Source organism: Tunturibacter empetritectus (genome assembly GCF_040358985.1).
Taxonomy (GTDB): Bacteria; Acidobacteriota; Terriglobia; order Terriglobales; family Acidobacteriaceae; genus Edaphobacter; species Edaphobacter empetritectus.
The window spans coordinates 1-17,209 of record NZ_CP132934.1; the positions used below are offsets into that span (position 1 = coordinate 1).

A 17,209-nucleotide genomic window follows, 5' to 3' on the forward strand; every position below is an offset into this window, starting at 1 on the left:
ACGGTCAACTTATCTGGTTGTGAGAAATTGATGTAATGACCCGCGTCCGCAAAGTAAAACTCATGCAAGCCGAAAATAGACTTCTTGTATTCCACTTGCTGCGACCAGGGCACAAAGTCGCATTGGCTTTCTAGCGCGATAGCGGGAACGTGCAGCTTGCCGAGCTGTGCTCGAATATCCATCTCAGGCTTATCGTTTAGTTCCCGCTGGGCGACAAGAAGGGGGTATAAGTTCATCCCTGCAAAGTACGCAGGCGACAAGTCGGCGGGTAACTTACTGCGTTCTCCCTTACAAACCGTGGCTACAAATTCAACGGGTGAAGTTGCGGTTTGCCAGTCGCCCGACTCTTGCTGCGGCAAGAGGTTTTCGGCCGCATTCCAGTTTGCATGCGATAAAACAATAGCCGCCAATACACGCAGTGGTGGCAGACCCTCCTTTGTTTGGGCGTCCGTTCGCTGCAAGCCCATTGGGGCAGACGCCCAATTCCATATCCCACCTGGCGAATGAAAGATCAGCTTTGCTACATGGTCGGGATGCGCTGCGGCATAGTGTGCAACGAGTGTCCCTCCCCAGGAATGTCCGATCAAAATGAGCCGCTCGCTGCCAATCTGCTGACGGATCGCCTCCATGTCAGCAACGAAACGCTCCACAGTATAGTCCGCTGCCGGCAGTCGATCCGATAAGCCGGAACCAGCCTGATCGAAGAGATAGACCCTGAAACCGTCTTGCGCGAACTGCCTGTAAAAAGCATGGTCTGTATCGAACGCGCGCGCACCCGGCCCCCCATGTACGAATAGGATCGGATCCGCCTTGAGCGGCACACCTGCGGGTGGCTCATAGACGCTGTAAGCAATGCGTGAGCCTGTCGGAAGATTCCAGTACAGCGTATTGGCGCGGGCCACCGGAACCGCACGCGGATAGTGCATCGGTCGCAACACGGCGAGGTAAAGACCCAGAACAAACAGAGGCGTCAACGCTGCGCTTGTAAGAACTGCGCTTCGGTTCAAGAATGTCCTGCTGAGCTTCCCCAAAAGCTCAGCTGTCAGAAGAACGCCAAGGAAGAACACCAGCAACGCCACCACGACCAGGAGCCCAATACGCGGCACTATCCTGGCCGTTTGATAAGCCACCACCAGACTCACCATTACCGAGACTGCCAGGCCTAGCAGGAAGAGTACAGCTGTGAGAATGCGTTTCGCGATGCGGGGAAGTGTCATGGCATACCTTTGTGCTGTCTTCGATTGCCAGTGTAAGCAGCAACCGGGAGTCTCGCGGAAACAAATGCTTGGGGACTCTCAGAATTCTGCTATTTTCTTCTCATGTCTTTCCCCGGCCCCGAAATGAGCGGGCCCGCCACACTGAGCCGCGTTCCGCCGTGGTTCCGGCACACGATCTCGCGGCGCGCCGAGTGGAGCTTTTGCACTCTGGAGCAGTCGTGCTTCGGCCCCATGCATGACCCGACGCCGGCAGTGCCGTTCCATCACTTCGGCGTGCGGCTTGATCGAACTCCGCTGAAGATGGGCTGGGTGATGGATGGACGGCAGAGCAACACCGGGCTGTCAGCGGGCCAGGTGTCGATCATCCCTGCCGGAGCGAGCGCGAAGGCATGGTGGGACCGGCCAGTCGATTTCGCTTGCCTCTACTTCACGCCGGCATCGCTCGCCGCAGCGGCTGGGGGCAACGTGGCCAACGCCGCAGACTTCGAGATACGGCCCGCCATCGGCGTACTGTCTCCTACAATCGTCAACCTCATCCAGTCCATCCATGCGGATGCGGTCGCCGGCCATCCTTATGGGAAGCTGGTGGGAGAGTCGATTTTCATCAGCATGGCTTCCTTACTGGCGAACGACGGGCGGATCGTGCAGGACCGTAAGTATCGCGCGGGCGTCGGCGACAAGAGGGTGCGCCGCGCGCTCGAATACATCCACTCCCATCTGTGCGAACAGATGGATTTGCTTTCGATCGCACAAGCTTCAGAGACCAGTCCGTTCCATCTCTGCCGTTCCTTCCGAAATGCGGTTGGTAATTCGATCTGGCAATATGTTGCGCGCGAACGTGTTCGCGTAGCGGGTGGATTGATGAAGGATGCAGCACTCAGCCTGACCCAGATTGCCACGATGGCGGGTTTTGAAAGCTACTCGTCGTTCGCTGCCACATTTAAGGCGAGCCGCGGTCTTTCGCCTTCGCGTTTTCGCGAGTCGGCGGCGGTCGACTGGAAAATCGCCAGTCCGAGTAGTTTCCGAGAAGATGCTAGGTCGCCTGAAGTCGTTTTAGACTCGCGCTAAATCGCCGATGCGCTCATCGCAGTGGTGGTAATCTTTTCACGCATGATAATGTCCTTTATCATGCGTAATAGGAGACATAAGAATGGGATTGGACTGGCCAAATTTAGGAGCCGGAGCTTTGATCGGAGCACTCCTCAGCTACGGGGTAGGTCTTCTAACGAACTCAACTTCTGATCGGTTGAAGTTTTGGCAGAAGCGCAGGGCGAATCAAATCGAGATCACCAGTCCAGGTTCCGGAGAGATCCTGCGAGACTCGAAACAACTTTCGCCGGGCCTGTGCTTCCGGGTAGCTGGCCGCTTGGGAATACTCCCACCAGGGCACAAGATCTGGCTCCTCGTTCGGCCGCATAAGCAAAAAAGCTATTGGCCTCAAGGCTTTGAACCTGTCGACTTCAATCCAACGACAGGAGACTGGTTCGGCTATGTATATGAACCAGTTGGCCACGCAAAGATCACCATCTTTGCGGTTGTGGCTCCACTCTCTGCACAAGCGCTTTTCGAGTACTACCAGAAACACGGGGCTGCTACAGGGTGGGATCCAATCGATGAAATTCCAGTGGAATGTATTAACCGCCGAGAAGTTGAGGTTCAGACATCGTGACCGAAATCATGTTGAGCACTACTTCCCTGCCCTCCGTCTTTACGGCGCGTCCGGAGGCCAAAACGCGAATACGCGACTTCTTCAGCTCGCACATCCGCAATCCCAATACCCGACGCGCCTATCGGGAGGCGGTCCGGCAGTTCTCTGTTTTTTGCGCCGAGCATAGTATCGTGGATCTCGCTCAAGTGGAGCCTATCCACGTGGCGGCGTTTGTCGAACTGCAGTTGAAGACTCAATCCAAGCCGACGGTGAAGCTGCGGCTCGCCGCCCTGCGGATGCTATTCGATTGGATGGTGGTCGGCCAGGTTATTCCGGTAAATCCCGCCCACGCCGTCCGCGGGCCGAAGCACTCGCAACGCCGGGGCAAGACGCCTGTCCTCAATGTAGACGAAGCACGAGCCCTAATAGACGCAATCGATATCACTTCCCTTCCCGGGCTTAGGGATCGTGCCTTAATTGGTCTGATGGTTTACACGTTTGCCCGGGTGGGAGCTGCGGTTTCCATGAAAGTTGAAGACTTCTTTGTCCAGGGGCGACGCGGCTGGGTGAGGCTTCACGAAAAGGGGGGCAAGGAGCACGAGATGCCGACGCACCACAATCTTGACCATTATCTCGAGGAATACATCGAGGCGGCCGGCATCGCAGAGGATCGAAAAGGTCCACTCTTTCGCACTACGCGCGGCCGATCCGGCGAGCTGACCGGCAATTCCCTGCTCCAGTCCGATGTCTGGAGGATGATCCGTCGCCGGGCGCTCCTGGCCGGCATCAAGACGGAGATCAGCTGTCACACTTTCCGCGCCACAGGTATCACAGCCTACCTCAAGAACGGCGGAAAGCTGGAGATTGCGCAACAGATGGCAGCCCATGAATCAGCACGGACCACCGGGCTTTATGATCGGCGAAATGATGAGATCTCGCTCGATGAAGTTGAGCGCATCGGAATTTAGTCTTATCGAAGTACAAAGCGCGGAAACGGTGATTCTCATACGATCCACAAAGCTACCTGGTCAGCCGAGCTAAAAATTATCTTGTGCTCGTAAAAGCCACCCACTGTTAGTTATTTCTTAAGACCGCCAAATCCTGTTGAAGACTAGATCGCACAACCGGGTCAGTTTCACGCATGCTTGCATCACGAATAACGGTAGCCGACGACTTCGACCCAACTTGCGCCAATACGTGGCTCGCTGAAATTCGTACAGCTGGTGATTTGTCATTCAACATGCCTTGAGCAATAGCGACTATCCGGTCAATAGTTTTCTGCGAAGCTCCGCTGTATATAGTGGGGAGAAAAGGCAGCAGGTCTAGGCGTTGATAAGATTCTGTTGCGCGGTCAATGAGAGTTAAAATACCGTTTTCACATCTGCCGTCCTGTCCCATCATATGAAGATGGCTGGCAGCATCAGTTATAGCCTTAGGGGGTAGCGATAAGTCATTGCAGATCGCTACCAATTGCTTGCGACCGACCTCATCGCCTAAGCTCCATAATGCTGAAGAGAAATCGATTCGCGTTTGAAGGTTCTTCTCTATCACTAGCGCGGCTTCGATCTTCTGTGCTGCCTCTGAATCGTGATCCTCGGCGAGTTTATACGCCGCGAGCGCCCTTACTTGCGGATCTGCGTTGCGGAGAGCGCCGCCTAGTTCTGACGGAGATGTACCAACTCCACGAGAGCGCAAAGAATCGGCGAACGAGATCCCTTGATCATTTGATGTTAACTGTATAGCTTGAGCGATCGGCGGCCGATGCCCTGCTACTAAGATACCGATGAAAATTAAAGCATTGATTCTCATGGTGACCTCCTTCGACTACGGGGCAGTTTTGGTCACTCCAACGTTCGTTACCGCGTATGGTCCAACAACCCCTTTGGTGAACTGGCGGGTGATCGTAAAGGTGCCGATTGATGTCCCATTACACGTATATGTTTGATGACAGGCAACAGAACAACTTGCTATTCCGTTTTGATCGAGTTCGCTTGCACTACTAACGCTATAGTGCTGATCATAGAATTGGTTAGGGACCGCCGCAAATGATTGACCATTAATCATGGTTGCACCAGTACCAACGAAAAAAGTTGAAGACCCTGTGCATATATTGCCAAAGCTTGCGGGACAGGAATTTGATGTCGTAGTTAGCGACTCCCCAATTGGTGTACCGTTGCTGTTTGGATTTGAAGGCACTTGCATCCCAACAACAATGCCAATTCCTGTCAGCCACGTTGGAACTGCAGCAGCTAAAGACATCGTAGTAATTGGGCCAACCGAAACGCTCGATGGACACTGCTGCACATTGATCGGCGCAGTTGGCGTAGCAATAAATACTGGGCAACTTGGTATTGGAAAGTTACAGAGTGATCCAGGCGCCCATGACGGGTTTCCCGTATCCTCGTCTCTCGCGGATATGGTAGATGAACCGACATTAATTCCTGAAGCAGTTCCACCGCTTGCAATCGTTGCTATGCCTGTGTTCGAGCTGGAGAATGTCGTACTGCCATTGGCATTGAACGTTTCCCCGTTTTTCATCTTCGCGGTGACAACGTACCCAAGGGTCGCACCTACGGAGACGTTCCCAGCTGGAGGCGTCAAGATCGCTGAAACTACATTGTCACAGTCCTCACATGGCTCCTTGCAAGTCGCCGTTTCCACATTGAAGATCGAAACGTGCGCTTTCGTACCCATCACCGTCCGGCGCCCTTTGGAATTTGTAAGCCGCGCACTGCCTTCCATTACATTATTCGGAATCGTATGACCATCCGCGTCAGCAACTTTGCTGTTAATCAGAGAGGCCAGATTGATGGCCCTTGATTCATTTGGCTCTAAATGAATCGGCAACCGGTAGGAGCCACGTCTGAAGAACAAGATAAGCTCTGAATCTTCCGCAGTTGTTCCACTATTCCAAAAAGAAAACATGGTATCTGTTCCATGACCGACTTCCCAGTCGCAGAATATCTTGCCAGTTTCCGGAGCAATAAGCGCTGGATCCACATTGAAAACGAACGTTGCGTCTTTTGCTGTGCTTCCCGCTTCGACGATGAGATCTTCAGCATTTCCGTCGAAGTCGAACATCAGATTTATTTCACCTGAAAATTCAGCAAGCGGAGTTCCCAAGAATCGATGCTGCAGATCAAGCCTGAGAGTCTGTCCTCCTCCGACAAGAACCGAACCGAGGTCCACTTTATGGATTCCAGCGGAAGTGTAATTCGCGCTCAGGTGAAGCCTCATCGAAGCGCTCGACAAGTTTCTAACGTATGAGTAAGGAAGGAATGTTGTGTCCTGGGGGAACTGCATTCTGGCCTCAGGAACTCCAACTTGCACTCCCACCGCCGCGAATGTGACCGCTTTTGGAGAGATCATCTTTCTCACCCGCCGATATTCCAGCGTCATAAGCGGTATTGAAGAGGAATACCCCGCATCAAAGTCCTCTTGTCCCCCCTCAACTACGAGAGTGCCGGGTTTGCCGGTGTAAGACACTTGAACGCCTCCAACGTCCGATTGAACCGAAAGTGCTCGAATGAGTCGGTCAAGTTTGACGATCTGCGTCTCACCCGCCGCGACAACGGTGTCATCTGACTTAGCTGAATCGCCGTTTCCGCTTAAGATCAAAATATGTGCCGAAATGTCTACTTTCGAGGTGTTAACGAAAGTGACAAAAGGTACGACGTTTTTAGTATGTAACCACCACATTCCCTCAATTACGTTGTTACGGTTTGCTATGTTCGTTAGATCGGGATTGGGAGCGATGGCAGCAGACGCATGAGTGATGTAAGTAAGACTATTGATTTCATCAGTGGTCGAGACGTGGGCAATGGCTGCATCTCTCCAATTCCACGAATAGCGGATCCCAGCGCTGCCAAATAGGGAGGCATGTCGGGTGATCGAGGACGGAGCGTCAGCAATGGCATGAGCTATATTTATGCTGACCGACTCGGCCTTTTGTAATGGAATCGGAGCTAAATCATACTCAGTTCCGTCTGCCATCCAGAGGACTGGCGTTACGGTCAGTTCAGATGTTTCCAGAACGTTTTTTATATGAAGAACTGACTCGAAATTGCCGTCGATGTGCCAATAACTGCCACCGACCTCGCGGCTGGCCATTGGTGGGTCTAACGTAGGAATTTCGTCTGGGTTTGCGGTCTTATCTTGGGCTCGCGAAAAATTGAATACATTCAAAACAAGGAAAACGACGAAAAGTGAACGACGTCCCACAAGCCTCATAAGGTAGCCTCAGCTGGCAGATCTACTTACCTTTTCCAGCGAAGTATAGGCATGAACACTTCTCTGCGTCAATAAATAATCTAGGATGCACTGCTAAATATCACGATCGACGAATACCAATGAAGACTTGATCCGTTAGGAAAGAAAGAACGATTTCGTTCTATAAAGTTTGCGGCGGCTTTCTAGAGCAATAAGTTTTCGTGACCCTAAACGTACGATTTTGGTGTGGAAACGCCAAACAGCGCCCGCACTCTTTTAGCAGAGAGGTATCTTGGCAGATTCACTTAGAACGAAATCGTTATTGAAAGAATGCACGAAGGCCTTTTTTCGTTCTATCGTTACGTCATGGCTCTAATCATTGGGATGGTTTCGCAAAAAGGAGGGGTCGGCAAAAGCACCCTCTCCCGACTCGTTGCTCGCGAGTATGCGCTGGCTGGTTGGACCGTCAAAATCGCTGACCTCGACGTTTCTCAAGGCACGAGCTTTAACTGGCAGTCTCGACGGTTACAAGCCGGTATCGAACCCGTGGTTCCGGTTGAGCGTTTTGGAACCGTCGAACAGGCGTTAAAGATTGGCAGCCATTACGACCTGCTGATTCTGGACGGCCCGCCACACTCCACGGCAGGTACTCTAAAGATTGCCACTGCGTCGTTACTCACTATCCTTCCTACCGGTCTCTCGCTGGACGATTTGGAACCGTCTGTCTTGCTCGCTCATGAGCTGCGAAAAAGAGAAATTACGGCTCCTAAAATCGCCTTCGCTCTTTCTCGGGTTGGCGACAGTGAATCCGAGATTGCGGAAGCACGAGACTACATTACTCAGGCCGGATATCGCGTGTTGGCCGGAAGTTTACCGGAAAAGACCGCTTACCGCCGAGCTTCGGACGAGGGCCGGTCGCTTACCGAGACCCGGTTTCCCTCGCTCAACCGGCGAAGTGACGAGTTAGCGCAGGGAATCGTTGACCTCATCACGACAATGCAGAAGGGAAAGGCAGCTTAGGACATGGCAAACGTACCCCCACCCGTCAAAAAATCTCGTAAGGGTCCACCACCAGCTGTCGACCTAACGATTGGTAACCTCGAGAAATCCGAACCCGGATCGCTCAAACCACTCAATTTCAAAGTTCCGGCGGACTTTCATCGCGAGTTCAAGGTCTATGCGTCGCAGCAGGGAATCAGCATGCTAGACCTGTTGCAGGAGGGATTCAAGATGTTGCGCGAGCGCCGTGGTTAAAGAACGAAATAACGAAAAAATGAAAACAGTAAAACAGATGTCACAATATATGGCTGGTTTGCCGATCTGTGGATATTGCTTGGGCAGGCGATGGTAGCTAATGACTGATACGCATCTCAACAAGCTGCTCGACGCAGCCGTGGAGATCCGACAGAACCCTGACGCAGTGGAACGAGCGTACATGGCGCGTCAGCTTGTGCAGTGCACCTTACCCCACAGTGATCCCGGAGACGTTCCCCTCTGGAAGCGAACAAACGGCAACCTTACCCTAGTCATTGATCCCTTCAAGGATCGGAAGACTGGCAAAGCGCTCTACCCTTACGGGACCATCCCGAGGTTGCTACTCTTCTGGATCGTCACGGAGGCCACCCAGAATAAAAGTCGTCATATCAGGCTGGGGAATAGCCTCGATGCCTTCATTCGAGCGGTGGGACTTAGCCCAAGGACTGGGGGAGGGAAGCGAAGCGATGCAAAACGGCTAACATCTCAGATCGAGCGTCTTGTTCGTGCCTCAATTAGCTTTGAAAGTGAACTGGAGACTCATCGGGCTTGGGTCGATATGAAGATTGCCTCCCGTGCCGAGTTTTGGTTCGACCCTGCTCGTACCAACCAAGACAACCTGTGGGATAGCTGGATAAAGCTCGGCGAGGAGTTTTACGAAGCAATTACTGCGGCACCTGTACCAGTCGACGTCAGAGCCCTCCGAGCCCTCAAGCGATCTCCTCTGGCACTCGACCTTTACGCCTGGTTGACCTATACGACGTTTACAGCCTCTCGAAAAGGGAAGAGTAGAACCGTTCCCTGGGAGGGTCTCCATGCGCAGATGGGAGCCGAATACAGTGAAGTGCGGGACTTCAAAAAGAAGGTTATCGTCACTTTGAGGAAAGTGCAGCTCGCCTATCCAGCGATGAAAGTCGAAAGCACAAAGGCCGGCCTCATAATCCATCCTTCCAGGACTGCTATTCCTCCCACAAAGTTCAAGCCGCTCCAAAGTCTTCAATAGGATGTTAGGAATGTAAATATCCACAGAACACCTGTGAAATTAGGCTGTTTTGCACGGTGAAACGGTCCCGCTGTTTTTCTTATCTCCGACTTTTCTACGGTGAAACGGTCCCACAACTACGGTGAAACGGTCCCGAAATTTGGTTGCTTAATGGAAGCCTGTAGTTAAAGCATGTAGTTTTCTATATTCCTGTAGTCGATGATGCCTAACTTGTGAATTTCCAAAGCGGCAACGACCAAACCCGCCAGCCTAAAAGCTCACCTGAATGGAATATCTGATTTTGAGAAAGTAGTAGTCAGCCCACGAGCAGTGTATATACACTAGCTATATGGACGTGTACTCGATGCTGGACGGGCAAGGCTTTGTCTGGGATAGCGACAAAGCTTCCCGCAATGCCTCACAGCATGGCGTTAGTTTCGAGCAGGCCCGAGAGGCTTTCCTTGACCCTCTGGCTCGCTACGAGGACGCCAGCCCTCAGGAAGAGGCACGACAGGCATGCATCGGCCTGACGATCGAGTACCGGCTGCTCTATGTCGTCCATGTAATCCGAGAAGGTGATGTGCTCCGCCTCATCTCCGCACGTCTTGCGGAACCGGCGGAAAGGAGACGCTATGAAAATGACTGAACGGATTAAGCGCAACATGCAGCCCGACAAACCCATGACCCTGATCTCTCTCCGGCTGCCCGATCACGTCATCGAGGATCTCAAAGAGGTCGCTCCCTCACTAGGCTTTGGAGGGTACCAGGCCCTTATCCGCGCCTACATCTCGAATGGGCTTCGCAAGCACCTGGCCGAGAGGGAAGCGCAACGGGCTAAGGACAGCACCGTCGAGGAGTTCAGCCGCAGGCTCATGGCCCATGGTGTTCCTGAGCAGGCCATTCAGGAAGCGGTCGCTGAAATGAGAGCTGGAAGGTAGACCCGTCGCCGGAGCTGTGCGGAAAGTGGGAAACGCTTTTGGGCGTTTTCCAAGGCGGCTTTTTGCCGTCTTTTCCATGGCTCGGTGCGCTAGCGGACGATCTGGCATGCACGGAGACACTTATTGGTGTGGAGGTGAGATGTCCGAACCTGTAGGCGAAAGGGACATTCGGCAATCGCCTGGAAAGGAATGCTCAGGTAGAAAAGGAGCAACAAAAGAAGGCCCGACGGACGCTTGGAAAGGGCTTTGACACCCGGCGAGGCGACCAAAGCCATAGAGCCCGACCTGCCAATGGGAAGCGGGATCATCGATGCATCCCGTCGAACTGGATTCTGGTTCTACGATCCACATAGAAGCTTCCGGTGCCTCAGCCACTCGCGCAACGACTTTCTCGAACGTGGCATGAGAAAGGTCTATAGCAGGGATATTGAGATCCATTGCAGGGCCGGCCCAGCCATACCCTTGGACGCGGCAACCGGTTGCGACACGAATGGAATAAGCCAAAAGCGGATGCAGAGAAGAGATGGCACTTCCTTTGAAGGTGAAATGCCCTAACGGCAGATCGAGCACACGGTTTCTCACCTTTGCGCCGGCAATGATCAGCAAAGCCCCTTCGTTCCGGATGGTGTACAGGCCCTGTTTTCCAATGATTCGACGGATTAAGGCACCAACAGTCGAATGGCTGTCCGTCACAAAAACCGGCATTTGCATAAATTGTAAGCGGTCGATTTCAACTAGCAAAGTGGTGTTGGTGAGCGCTCCGAGTTTAGCGAGCGCGGCGAGTCTGGATGCTCCTTCCACCTGAAAATGATCTACCGGACGTTCACTCGGTTCCACCTGCTGACACCAGGCAGCCGGATTCACAAAAAGGATCGCAAGCCAGAGTGGGCTTTTCATGTGTACTTAGACACCAATAAGCCATTCTTTGCCGCTACACCAGTCCTGTTCCTGATTGCTGTAGGCTTTTTACGATGAAACTCGATCTCCCTTCGTGTTACTATTCATTCGTAGTACGAAAGGATAAGCCAACATGAGCGAACCCAAGATGTACTCCGTTGAAGAAGCCATCAAAGCCCAGAAAGCTCTCCGTTCGGCCGCCGGGCTTGGACCGGAACAGTTTCCCATCCAGGCTTTCGTCGGCATGATCAGCGATGAGATCGAGTCGTTGCGCAAGCGCGGCAAGACCGATGACGACATCGCAGAAATGATTCAGCAAAACAGCACTATCGAGATCACCCCGCAACAGATCGCCGAGAACTACGCTTCGCCTGAGGAGCGGCATCAGCATGGGGAGTAGTCAGCTCCTGCAAATTGTCTCCGTTCTGCAGCGGACTAAGATCTACCATCCGCTCCAGACCGGTTAGTAGACCTTGTCTTTCGGTTCCAGACATCGCCGTAAACAGTTCGGCCATGAAGCGATGGAACTCACCAGAAGCGGTGTTCTTGAGACGCGTTCCTTCTTTTGTGTTCAGGATGTCCACCTTACGGGCATCCTTATCGCTTTTTCGCCGCAGGACCAAGCCTCGATCTTCCAGCGAATCGACAGTAATCTTCAGCGAGGCAGGGCTAAGGTTTAGCTTTCGCGCAAGTTGCGTAAGGTTTAACCCTTCGTCCGAAATGACGTTCAAGATCATGAACTGAGTCGCGCTCAGCCCAGCACGATGAAAACGGTTAAAGTTGGCAGCCTGCACCACCTGGCGGACGTGCATCCAGGCAGCTAGAAATCGGCCAGTCTCTTCTTCGAGAGCTAATACCGGTTTACTGGTACTTACCTGTTTCTGGGTCACTGTTCGGCTAATCCTGTTCCGCATCATTGGCCGGCTTCTTGACTCTAAGGGTGAGTCCATACTGAGCGGCCGTGAGCCGTTCGGGAGAATCGGCATAGAAGTCTTCCAAAAGGCCCTTGAACTTGGCAGCAGAGGTTTCAGAAGTCTGGCACTGGTGAATGATCGCCACGCCAAGCACGATCTTGGCGTGATTCTCTCGTTTCTTCTGATTACGAATGGTCTCCGCACGGATGCGACGTTCGTTGGCCTTTAGGCCCGCGATCTTATCCGCCGTGGCTTTGCGTAAGGCGGCGATCTCAGCAGCAGCCGCTTCTTTGATGGCTTTTTTCTGTGCTTCGAGCTCTTCAATGGTTCTGGGCTTGGCGGGAGGCATGATTCAGCATACAATTTAGGGCAAGCCGTAGCAAGAGCATGTAAACAACTAATGCGCGATACCTAGTTTGCTACGCAAACTACACGCGGTCTCAGCGAGCTGAGACAAGAATAAGCAACAGCAACGACAACAACAACGGCAAGAACCGCTACAAGAGCAACCGCAACAGCAAAAGCAACCGCAACCGCCGCGACAACGACAACCGCAGCAACAACCGCAAAGGCCGCAACATGGCGATCGTGCACGTCTCCTTCAAGTCGTCGAGCAAGGCACCGCCAGCGGCGGCGCACGCGCAGTACATCGCCCGCGAAGGCCAGTACCAGCAGCGCGGCGGCGTCGAGTTGGTCGAGTCCGGCAATATGCCGGAGTTCGCCCAGGCTGATCCTCATGCGTTCTGGGTAGCCGCCGACGCTCACGAGCGCGCCAATGGCCGCACGTATACGGAGCTGCAGATCGCTTTGCCGCGTGAGCTGAATCCGACGCAGCGCGAGGAGCTGGCGCGGGAGGCTACGCGTGAGCTGCTGGGCGACCGGTTCGCGTACACGATGGCCGTCCATACTCCACTCGCCAAAGACAATATCGAGCAGCCGCACATGCACCTGATGTTCTCCGAGCGGGCCGTCGATGCGTCGACGCGCGGGCTGGCCGAGGATCGTTTCTTTAAGCGCAATGGAGCGAAGAAAGACCCTGCGTGGAATGACCGGAACAAGCCCGATGAGGTTCGGGAGAAGTGGGTCGAGATGATGAACGGCGCGATGCAGAAGGCTGGCATCGAGCTTCGCGTCGATGCCCGTTCCTGGGCCGAACAGGGCCGCGAGGATCTCGCCGCGCTGGTGGAAGAGAAGACGCTGCGTGGGGATGGGCCGGAAGCACTGGAACGGCTTGCCCACATCGCCGAGCAGAGGCAGATGCGGGCGGAGTTGCCCGCGCCGCATCTTGACCAGGCGGCTGCTGTGCAGGATTTGGAGAAGCGGGCCGAGCAGGAGGTCGTGCGGATCGAGCAGCGGCGCGATGCCGAGGTCAGCATTCTCGACAAGCTGATCGAGAAGGCGCGGGAGTTGGCCGTCGAGGTCAAAGAGCGGACGACTGAATTCGCGCGAAACGTGGTGGATCGGGTCGAGTCGTTTTTCGGGGCGGGCAAGCAGGAGAATCTGCCTTTCACCGCATCCCTCAAGGAGCAGGAACAGGCCCGATCTCCGTCGCCTCCATCTGAGGAACAGTTGGAGAAGAGTCTGGCCGGGTTGGATCAGAGGATCGCCATGCGGGAGTCGTTCGATGCGCAGCTTGCCGGTCTCGATAAACGCATGGAGGCCGAGGCCAGGGCGCTTCAGGAAAAGGAACTCAGCCGGAGCCAGGAGATCTCGCCTGCGCGCCCTGAGAAAGAAATTGAAATTGAGCATGAGCATAGCCGTGGGTTTGGAATCGGGCGGTAGGGAGAGATGAGGCAATATGGCGGACGATGAAGCGATCGCGCTCTACGGCATGGTCAAGAAGATGGCGCAGGCTATGGCCGCCCGCGAGGCAGCGCTCGACGCGAAGACCGCCGCGCTTGCCGCCGCCGTCGCGGAGCTGAGGCAACTCCCAGGAACTCTAAGCCAGCAGACCGGCCAATACATCGAAGCGGGAATACGCGCTTCGATCAGGGGCGACTTCAAGGGGCCTATCGAGGATGCCCTTAGAGTGCCGATCGGGGAGTTGCAGTATGCGACCACTCAGGCCCGCGATGCCATGAGAGAGGTACGGAGTCAGTCGAAGATGCAGAGTTGGACTGCGGTCGCCATCATGGTCCTCATGGGGATCATCCTCGGCGTGTTCAGTTGCTACTACTTCTTCGTCCGGGACCTCAACCAGGTCAACGACAGGCTCGATATCATCCAGCAGCAGATCGCCCTGCCGGCACAAGCACCCGATGCGAAGCCGGCGACCATTCCCTCAACTAAAGCCCATCATGGCAGCCATGCCGCGGCAGCGCCCAGCGCACCGTAACCCTCTTCGAAGGAAAGCAGGCTATGGATTTGACGTTCGCAAAGAGCGCGAACTTGGAACGAGCAAGGGCGCTCGTCCCACAAACCCACAGCCTCGACGGCGGGAGAAATTGAAGCTGTCGACAACACCGACTTTCAGGGAACGCTCTCTGTGTAAAGATGAGGCAATCCGCGATTAGGGAGGATTTATGGGGATAAGAAAGGCTGTGGTGGGAGTGGTGTGCTTTGGTCTGTGCATGAACGGATGGGCACAGGCTCAGAGAGAAAAAACGGACGTAGAAGAGACACGCGTTAAGATGACCGCGCTACGTGATGCGTTTGTGCAATCGGTGAAGGATGCTGGATTTACTTGCTCGATTGCGGTGCCTCCGGTAATGGTTGAGGACGTGCCTTCATTTGGCAGCTACGATCCCGAGACAAATACGCTTCGAACGTCAGCATGGAGTTTGCTGAAACCGGAAGAGAGCCAGATGTTCTACCACTTCATGGGGCCCAATGCGACGGAGGAGATCGCACGGAAAGAGTTTGAAGACGGCGTCCATCACTGGGTGATTGTGCATGAGCTGGGACACTGGTTCCAGGCTTGCCGTGGAATTACGGAGAAGACTGCAAAGCCGTATGCAATAGAGTTTGGCGCGGACCGCATCGCAGCCGCGTACTGGAACGAACATGACCCGGGTGTGATCGCGCATCAGCGACCGGTGTTCGAGGCGATCCTGCACAACTTCCCGAACCCTGTGCCAGAGGGCGCGAGCGTAGAGCCATTTTTCAACGACCACTACCAGGAGCTTGGACCGACGCCGGGATATCTGTGGTTTCAGTCGCGGATGTGTTTAACGGCATTCGAAGAGAAGCCGAAGCCGAGCCTCAAGCGGGTGCTCGCAGAGACAAGATAGCCATTCTGCGGACCGGATTTCCAAAGCAAGAGATCCCTTTCAAGGAAGTGCGTTCTCAGGTTTATGGCGTTGCGATGTATGTGGCTTGCCGTGCGATCAGCATCCAAGCCCCTTCCGGATTTCGCTGCCATACATCTGTGTAGCGGCGGATCTTCGGTCTGCCCGCATCTGGACCGACTGCTTCCGTCAGCTCCTCATGTCCCATCAGGATGACCAAGCCGTCGAATACTGAGCTTGATTCGACAATGTCTTTGAATGCGCTGTATCTAATACTGCCTTTGCTGAGAAGCTGGAGGACAGTGCTGCGATCCATGATGGTGTTTCCTGGACTGTTCACCTTCATCTGCGGCGACCAGATCTTTTCGAGTGCGGCAGTATCTTTTGCGCGCATGGCCGGTCCGATTCCGGCCCGGACCGACATCACTTCGCTAACAGGATCAACTTGCGCGACGAGTGGCGATAAAGAAAACGTGAGCATAACGAAGGTTATGAGTGATCGCATGTATGGCTCCTAGATATGGTCATCGTTCCATTGCCTGTATAGCTGGGCAAGAGTCTCTCGCCGCACTCGTTCCAACCGCGTTTTCGGCTGCTCCGCTAGCCCCTCGGATCCGGCAGAGTGCTGAGCTTCTATTTCGCACTGCTGCAAAGCCCTTTAGACTTCCAATCGGTCACCACAGTGGTTGCTGGTTTGGCAGACGAGTGAAGAACCAGGATGATGCCCCGACGAGTCTCGGAGCCGGAGGCGACCAATTCCATCGGGACACCCTCTGGGACAATCACATCTGTTCCTTTACGCCCTATCTGCTTACCCTCTGGTGTTTCCAGGCAAGACTCGCCGGATTCCGTGTAGAACGCCTCTGGGCCAGAATGGACATGTGTGCGGCTCACTGAGCCAGGTTCAAGAATCCCCTCCATGTACTGGGCTGTGTAAACCTCATCCGGCTTAACGGGCAGAGGTCCGATCTGGGTGATCCGAGAGCCCTGCGATGGAGACGCTGGTTTCTCCCCTACTGTGAAGAGCCAGGTCTTGCCGAGAGCCTCGACTACGGCGCTGTTGACTGTGCTGGCTCTTTCCGCGCTCTCACGGGTGGGATAGGCATCGAGTGTCCAAAACACTTCCGTGGGAAGCTTACTAAGGGGCCTGTTCGCGACGATCCAGCATCCCTCCGCCTGGGTTCTCTCAGCTGCGGGTTTGCAGCTTATAAGCTTCTGTTGCTGTCCGGAAGCCGTGAACCCCATCATGCCAGGCAACTGAAATAGCACCACACAAGAAAGGCCTATCGCTGAGAACACGCGGTTGCGGATTGCCATGTATGCCACCTCGCCAGAGACAAACAAAATGCTGTTTGGCCAAGTGTAAACACTTATAACAATTGGAGATAGCTTTTGTACGCGAGGTAAAGACGCTGTCGAGCCGAATCGCCTCAAGACGTATGGCTTGGAAGCGGCCATCCCGATCCTTGGTTTATGAATCCAAAAAGCCATGACGCTTTGACAGTCGCCGGTCACTTTTGCGTTTTGCGCGTACCGTAATTCTTAATGTGGCGATGGAGCAGGTTGAGCATTGGCACCCAGAGGGCGAGGGCCGCCAGAAGGCCAACTGCAATAAGGTAGGGAAATCAGTTCGTCGGACACTTTACGTCTCCTATGTAGTTCGAATTAGCAAGCTTGACGGGAAAGAGTCTCTCTCGATCTCCTGAATGGAGCGTTCGCAGACCCACACGTCGTGCCGGGAGAACAGAATAGTGTGCAGGTTTCCTTCGCTGGCTGCCAGCTTCAGTTGCGTCGACTCTGGTTGCAAATTTCAAAGCAGTTGGTTTCCGTGATCCTCATGGCTTGATCAAAGGGCGTGGGTCCTTGTCACTCTCATACGCAGGAAACGGTGGCTGCTGATCGAGAAGAAACGATCGAATCAAT

19 protein-coding genes are annotated in these 17,209 nt (G+C 54.2%); 12 read left to right on the top strand and 7 right to left on the bottom strand.

What is annotated here, in order from left to right; all coding sequences use genetic code 11:
- Nucleotides 1-1,217, bottom strand: a 1,217-nt coding sequence (locus tag RBB75_RS20995) for an alpha/beta hydrolase (protein WP_353070540.1), incomplete at its 3' end; no start/stop codon positions are given.
- Between the two features lie 123 nt (nucleotides 1,218-1,340).
- Here RBB75_RS20995 and RBB75_RS21000 point away from each other — a divergent pair.
- The 3 genes from RBB75_RS21000 to RBB75_RS21010 all read left to right on the top strand — a co-directional run bounded on the left by RBB75_RS21000 (nucleotide 1,341) and on the right by RBB75_RS21010 (nucleotide 3,833).
- The gene (locus tag RBB75_RS21000) at nucleotides 1,341-2,285 is read left to right on the top strand and encodes a helix-turn-helix domain-containing protein (RefSeq protein WP_179640730.1); all 945 of its coding nucleotides are present in this window, start codon (nucleotides 1,341-1,343) and stop codon (nucleotides 2,283-2,285) included.
- An 82-nt stretch (nucleotides 2,286-2,367) separates the two neighbouring features.
- Nucleotides 2,368-2,886: a hypothetical protein gene (locus RBB75_RS21005; RefSeq protein WP_353070541.1), complete on the top strand. Its 519-nt coding sequence runs from the start codon at nucleotides 2,368-2,370 to the stop codon at nucleotides 2,884-2,886.
- Nucleotides 2,887-2,894: 8 nt separating this feature from the next.
- Nucleotides 2,895-3,833 carry a tyrosine-type recombinase/integrase gene (locus RBB75_RS21010; RefSeq protein ID WP_434557162.1) on the top strand — a complete coding sequence of 313 codons (939 nt, stop codon included), beginning with the start codon at nucleotides 2,895-2,897 and terminating at the stop codon, nucleotides 3,831-3,833.
- 106 nt (nucleotides 3,834-3,939) lie between these two features.
- Here the strand turns inward: RBB75_RS21010 and RBB75_RS21015 are convergent, their stop codons facing one another.
- Complete coding sequence (locus tag RBB75_RS21015; protein ID WP_353070543.1) at nucleotides 3,940-4,674, bottom strand: HEAT repeat domain-containing protein; 735 nt, start codon at nucleotides 4,672-4,674, stop codon at nucleotides 3,940-3,942.
- Nucleotides 4,675-4,689: 15 nt separating this feature from the next.
- Nucleotides 4,690-7,086: an Ig-like domain-containing protein gene (locus RBB75_RS21020; RefSeq protein ID WP_353070544.1), complete on the bottom strand. Its 2,397-nt coding sequence runs from the start codon at nucleotides 7,084-7,086 to the stop codon at nucleotides 4,690-4,692.
- Between the two features lie 354 nt (nucleotides 7,087-7,440).
- On the opposite strand from RBB75_RS21020, the gene RBB75_RS21025 reads away from it, so the two are divergent.
- From RBB75_RS21025 to RBB75_RS21045, 5 genes are all read left to right on the top strand, one after another.
- Nucleotides 7,441-8,094: a ParA family protein gene (locus tag RBB75_RS21025; RefSeq protein ID WP_179640736.1), complete on the top strand. Its 654-nt coding sequence runs from the start codon at nucleotides 7,441-7,443 to the stop codon at nucleotides 8,092-8,094.
- Nucleotides 8,095-8,097: 3 nt separating this feature from the next.
- Nucleotides 8,098-8,328 carry a hypothetical protein gene (locus tag RBB75_RS21030; protein ID WP_179640719.1) on the top strand — a complete coding sequence of 77 codons (231 nt, stop codon included), beginning with the start codon at nucleotides 8,098-8,100 and terminating at the stop codon, nucleotides 8,326-8,328.
- A gap of 100 nt (nucleotides 8,329-8,428) precedes the next feature.
- The gene (locus tag RBB75_RS21035; RefSeq protein WP_179640727.1) at nucleotides 8,429-9,331 is read left to right on the top strand and encodes a replication protein RepA; all 903 of its coding nucleotides are present in this window, start codon (nucleotides 8,429-8,431) and stop codon (nucleotides 9,329-9,331) included.
- 343 nt (nucleotides 9,332-9,674) lie between these two features.
- Nucleotides 9,675-9,956: a BrnT family toxin gene (locus tag RBB75_RS21040; protein WP_218884936.1), complete on the top strand. Its 282-nt coding sequence runs from the start codon at nucleotides 9,675-9,677 to the stop codon at nucleotides 9,954-9,956.
- The gene (locus RBB75_RS21045) at nucleotides 9,943-10,248 is read left to right on the top strand and encodes a hypothetical protein (protein ID WP_179640725.1); all 306 of its coding nucleotides are present in this window, start codon (nucleotides 9,943-9,945) and stop codon (nucleotides 10,246-10,248) included. Before RBB75_RS21040 ends, RBB75_RS21045 begins: the two co-directional genes overlap by 14 nt.
- Before the next feature lie 120 nt (nucleotides 10,249-10,368).
- Here RBB75_RS21045 and RBB75_RS21050 read toward each other — a convergent pair whose 3' ends face one another.
- Nucleotides 10,369-11,145: a hypothetical protein gene (locus RBB75_RS21050; RefSeq protein ID WP_353070545.1), complete on the bottom strand. Its 777-nt coding sequence runs from the start codon at nucleotides 11,143-11,145 to the stop codon at nucleotides 10,369-10,371.
- Between the two features lie 133 nt (nucleotides 11,146-11,278).
- On the opposite strand from RBB75_RS21050, the gene RBB75_RS21055 reads away from it, so the two are divergent.
- Entirely contained in the window at nucleotides 11,279-11,545 is a 267-nt protein-coding gene (locus RBB75_RS21055) for a hypothetical protein (protein WP_179640723.1), read from the top strand.
- Here the strand turns inward: RBB75_RS21055 and RBB75_RS21060 are convergent.
- Both RBB75_RS21060 and RBB75_RS21065 read right to left on the bottom strand, forming a co-directional pair.
- Nucleotides 11,481-12,035: a MarR family winged helix-turn-helix transcriptional regulator gene (locus tag RBB75_RS21060; RefSeq protein WP_353070546.1), complete on the bottom strand. Its 555-nt coding sequence runs from the start codon at nucleotides 12,033-12,035 to the stop codon at nucleotides 11,481-11,483. The two genes, RBB75_RS21055 and RBB75_RS21060, sit on opposite strands and share 65 nt — an antisense overlap.
- Before the next feature lie 7 nt (nucleotides 12,036-12,042).
- The gene (locus RBB75_RS21065; protein WP_353070547.1) at nucleotides 12,043-12,408 is read right to left on the bottom strand and encodes a hypothetical protein; all 366 of its coding nucleotides are present in this window, start codon (nucleotides 12,406-12,408) and stop codon (nucleotides 12,043-12,045) included.
- A gap of 230 nt (nucleotides 12,409-12,638) precedes the next feature.
- Here RBB75_RS21065 and RBB75_RS21070 point away from each other — a divergent pair, with 230 nt between their 5' ends.
- From RBB75_RS21070 to RBB75_RS21080, 3 genes are all read left to right on the top strand, one after another.
- Complete coding sequence (locus tag RBB75_RS21070; protein WP_353070548.1) at nucleotides 12,639-13,841, top strand: MobA/MobL family protein; 1,203 nt, start codon at nucleotides 12,639-12,641, stop codon at nucleotides 13,839-13,841.
- Nucleotides 13,842-13,857: 16 nt separating this feature from the next.
- Entirely contained in the window at nucleotides 13,858-14,394 is a 537-nt protein-coding gene (locus RBB75_RS21075; RefSeq protein ID WP_179640734.1) for a hypothetical protein, read from the top strand.
- A gap of 295 nt (nucleotides 14,395-14,689) precedes the next feature.
- Entirely contained in the window at nucleotides 14,690-15,289 is a 600-nt protein-coding gene (locus tag RBB75_RS21080) for a hypothetical protein (protein WP_179640733.1), read from the top strand.
- A gap of 61 nt (nucleotides 15,290-15,350) precedes the next feature.
- Here the strand turns inward: RBB75_RS21080 and RBB75_RS21085 are convergent, their stop codons facing one another.
- Nucleotides 15,351-15,791 (bottom strand): nuclear transport factor 2 family protein, encoded by a 441-nt coding sequence (locus RBB75_RS21085; RefSeq protein WP_179640732.1) that lies wholly within the window; start codon nucleotides 15,789-15,791, stop codon nucleotides 15,351-15,353.
- Nucleotides 15,792-17,209 lie beyond the last annotated feature (1,418 nt).